This window comes from Saccharopolyspora elongata (assembly GCF_004348985.1).
Lineage (GTDB): Bacteria > Actinomycetota > Actinomycetes > Mycobacteriales > Pseudonocardiaceae > Saccharopolyspora > Saccharopolyspora elongata.
Window position 1 is genome coordinate 1 of the sequence record NZ_SMKW01000185.1, and the last position, 4,088, is coordinate 4,088.

Here is a 4,088-nt window from a genome sequence, read left to right on the forward strand (position 1 = left end):
ACCCAAGAAGACCTCGACGCCATCGCCCACGAACTCAACACCCGCCCCCGCCAGACCCTCGGCTGGATGACACCATCACACGCACTAGCCCAAGCGCTTGGTGTTGCACCCACCCCCTGAAAACACAGTAGAAGTCGATTCCGAGGTCGCTGAGGACCAGGAACTGGCCGATGTTCTCGACGCCTTCGGCGACGCAGCTGCGCCCCATCGCGTGCCCCATGCCGGTCATGGCTCGGGCAATGGCGACGTCGGCCACGTCGGTTTCCACACCGGAGACGAACTGGCGGTCCAGCTTGATGATCTGCGCGGGCAGATCTTTGAGGCGGGCCAGCGAGGAGTACCCGGTGCCGAAGTCGTCCAGGGCGAAGCGCACTCCGCGTTCGGCCAGTTCGGCCATCGCTTCGCGGGGGCGCGCGGGCAGGTCGATCAAGGACGTTTCCACGATTTCCAGAACTACGCGGTGCGAGTCGATGCCGCTTTCGGTGATGATCGCGGTGATCTCATCAACGAATTCCGGGTCGTGGGGCAGCAGATCGACCAGGTTGACCGCGATGGCCACCGGGCGTCCATTCCGGACGGGCCATCCGGCCGCCTGGCGCAAGGCGGTGCGCAGCACCCACCGATCCAGTCCGCGCAGCAGGTTGCCTTGCTCGGCCACGCGCAGGATCACCTCCGGTGAGAGCAGGCCGCGGTCGGGATGCGGCCAGCGCACCAGCGCCTCGGCCATCACGACGGAACGATCACCGGCCAGGATCGGCTGGTAGTGCAGGACGAGGGAATCGGTCTCCATAGCTGCGCGGAGTTGCTCTTCGAGGCCCAGTTGCTCCTCCACCGTGGCGATCATGGTGGGGGTGGCCAACGACACCCGCCCGTGCCCCCGGCTCTTCGCGTGGAACATCGCCGCGTTGGCATAGCGCAGCAGATCCGCGCCGACGGTGTCCCGGTCGAGCATCGCGGCCCCGATCGAGGCCGACACTGCGACGGGGTGCCCGCGCACGGGCACGCTCGTGCGCAGCAGCTCCGCCACCCACATCGTGAAGGCTTCCAGGCCCCCAACGCCGTCGACGTCCGAGCAGATGATCAGGTACTTGTCGCCGGAAAGCCGGGCCGGCGTGCATTCGGGCGGCAGCCCGTCCACGAGACGCCGCGCCAACACCGTGAGCAGTTCGTCGCCGGCCTCGTGGCCCAGCGCGTCGTTGACGCGCTTGAAGTTGTCGATGTCGCAGAACAGCACGGCGACCTGTTCGGCACCCCGGTGCAGCAAGCTGTCGAGCAGCTCGTTGAGGCCCGTGCGGTTGAGCAATCCGGTCAGATCGTCGTGGGTGGCCTGGTAGCGCAACGCCTCCGTCTGGCGCAGCCGCTCGGTGATGTCCTGGAACACCACAAGCCAGAACCGGCTTCCGTCGTCTGCCACCGATGCCGCGCTGTGCACGTCGCAGTGCACAGCCTGGCCATCCGAACGCACCAGCACCCGCTGGTGCACCCGTGACCGGTTCAACGGTGCATCTGTTGCCGCGGCGTCCAAGAGGAGGCTCGCACCCCGGTCGTCCGGGTGCAGCAGGCCCGCGGCGGGCATGTTGTTCAGGTCGTGCAGCTGGTAGCCCAACAGGCCGCAGAGCGCCTCGTTGGCATCCAGCACGCGCTCGGATGCATCGAACAAGGCGATGCCGGCCGGGGTCAGGTCGAACAGGTCGGTGAACCGCCGGCTGGACCGCTGCTGCCGGACACCGGCTTCGGTCTCATCGCGGATGACCTGGATGAAACCGCGCACGCCACCCGCCGCCGACCGCTGCGCGATGATCACCACGTGGGCCCAGAAGCGGGTCCCGTCGCGACGCAGGAGCCAGCCTTCGTCCACATGGCTGCCGAGCTCGGCGGCCTGAGCCAGCTGCCATTCCGCGTGGTCGGCGACGCCCGGTTCCGCCGGGGAGAACACCGAGAAGTGCCTCCCGATGATCTCCTCGCTGCGATAGCCCATGATGCGTTCTGCCCCGGTATCCCAGCCATCCACCCGACCGGCCGCATCGATCCCGAAGATCGCGTACTCCTGCAGGCCCGCGGCCAGCAGCCCTAGGCGCGCCTCAGCCTTCGACTGCAGCCGCGCAATCCCATCGTGGCCACCCCGGGTCACGAACTCGGTATCACGTTCCTCGACCATCGCGCCCCGATGTGTTCGATCCTCGCTCTGATTTTCGCACCGACGTAGCCGGACTACGACTACGACCAGCCGCCGAACAGCACCCGGGTCGGCCCATCGAGCTCATGCCTGGAGGTCGACGACGACCTTCGCGTCGTCGAGACCCGTCTCGAAGGCATCGGTCCGATCGCCCAACGGGATCCGGCGGCTGATCAGGGAGCCCGGCCAGTTCCGATCCGCGCCGGCCAACGCCTGCACGACCTTGTTGTAGTGGCGCAGGCGGCGTTCGCACTGCCCAGAACGACGTCGCCGTCCAACATCAACTCGTTGTCGATCGCCGCCGGCGACAACTCCGGCCTGCCTGGAACCACGGTGGCGGCCTTCACCGGACAACCCTCCCGTGTCGTCGGATCGACGAGTGTCGCAACGGCATGCCGACCGCGTGCAGGTGCCGCAGCACCTGGGCGTAGGAGCTGAGCAGATCGCACTGGCTGTACGGAACTCCGCGACTGGTGCAGAACCGGTGCACCAGCTGCTGGGCATGTCGCAGATTCGGCCGAGGCATGCTCGGGAAAAGGTGATGTTCGATCTGGTAGTTCAGACCTCCGAGCAGGAAGTCCACGAACCGGCTCCCGCGGATGTTGCGGGAGACGAGCACCTGCTTGCGCAGGAAGTCCAGCCTGTCTCCCGCGGACAGGGTCGGCATGCCCTTGTGGTTGGGCGCGAACGCGCACCCCATGTACACGCCCCACAGACCCTGGTGCACCGCGATGAACACCACCGCCTTCAGCGGCGACAACACCAGCAACACCACCACCAGATAACCCACCACGTGCGCGGCGAGCAGCAAGGTTTCCACCCGGTGCGCTTTCACCTCCCGCCGCAACACGGCCTGGATGCTGTGGACGTGCAGGCCGATCCCCTCGACCGTCAGCAGCGGGAAGAACAGGAACGCCTGGTACTTCGCCATCCACCGGACGATGCCGCGCTTGGCGCGGGCCTGCTCGGCGGTGAACGCCAGAGCCTGGATCTCGATGTCGGGATCAGCGTCCTCGTGGTTCGGATTGGCGTGGTGGCGCCGGTGCTTGCCGACCCACCAGCCGTAGCTGATCCCGATGAGACACCCGTGAACATGCCCTACCAGGTCGTTCGCCCGGCGCGTGCGGAAGATCTGGCGGTGCCCGGCATCATGTCCGATGAAAGCGAGTTGGGCGAACGCTCCAGCGAACGCCATTGCCGTGAGCACCTGCCACCAGGAGTCGCCAAGCACGATGAACGCTGCGCCGGCAGCCGCGAGCAACCCTCCGTTGATGGCCATCTTCGCCGCGTAGTAGGCGCGGCGACGATTCAGCAGGCCGCATTGCTTGATCAACCGGGCCAACTCGGCGAAATCACTGCCTCGCCCTGCGCTCCCGTCACCGACCGGGCGCGCCTCCCTCCGGCGGTGTTCACCCGAAGTCCCGAAATCTGCCCGCGAGATGCGCTGCCGTGACGACCGCCTTCCATCACCAGTGAGCGGCGCATCGGAAGTCATGATCGCCGCCCCCCTTACGACCGATCGACATCCGCCTTCCTGGGTGCGCTCGGGAACCTGAACCCAGCGCGCAATTGCCGGACCATCGTGTCCCTGCACTGGCGACGTCAACTGGTCCGTCACCACACGAGTACCCAGGCGCACGGCCGTAACACGAGTGCCGCCGTTGCTCGGCGAAGGGCAACCAGCAGCGTGCCGAACTACGCTCGGGAACCACGGCCTTGTTGCGTCTGTCACCATGAATGCATGGTCGCGCTGCTGTGGTTGATCGCAGGCGTGGTCCTGATCGGGGCCGAGGTCATCTCGGGTGAACTCGTGTTGCTGATGCTCGGCCTCGCCGCCATCGGGGCTGCCGGTGCAGCGGCGTTGGGAGTGCCGCTAGGCGTCGATGCCGCCGTGTTCGCCCTACTGGGACTG

General features: G+C 66.9%; 2 protein-coding genes and 2 pseudogenes. 1 reads left to right on the forward strand and 3 read right to left on the reverse strand.

Features of this window, described 5'->3' with window-relative positions; translation table 11 throughout:
- A pseudogene (locus E1288_RS49665) lies at positions 1 to 120 on the forward strand (IS30 family transposase); the annotation flags it as partial.
- Between the two features lie 19 nt (positions 121 to 139).
- On the opposite strand, the pseudogene E1288_RS46055 reads toward E1288_RS49665, so the two are convergent.
- From E1288_RS46055 to E1288_RS46060, 3 genes and pseudogenes are all read right to left on the reverse strand, one after another.
- Positions 140 to 2,158 (reverse strand): annotated as a pseudogene (locus tag E1288_RS46055) (putative bifunctional diguanylate cyclase/phosphodiesterase); the annotation flags it as partial.
- Positions 2,159 to 2,260: 102 nt separating this feature from the next.
- The gene (locus E1288_RS50080) at positions 2,261 to 2,395 is read right to left on the reverse strand and encodes a hypothetical protein (protein ID WP_268952042.1); all 135 of its coding nucleotides are present in this window, start codon (positions 2,393 to 2,395) and stop codon (positions 2,261 to 2,263) included.
- 124 nt (positions 2,396 to 2,519) lie between these two features.
- Entirely contained in the window at positions 2,520 to 3,509 is a 990-nt protein-coding gene (locus E1288_RS46060) for a fatty acid desaturase family protein (protein ID WP_235884304.1), read from the reverse strand.
- Positions 3,510 to 4,088 lie beyond the last annotated feature (579 nt).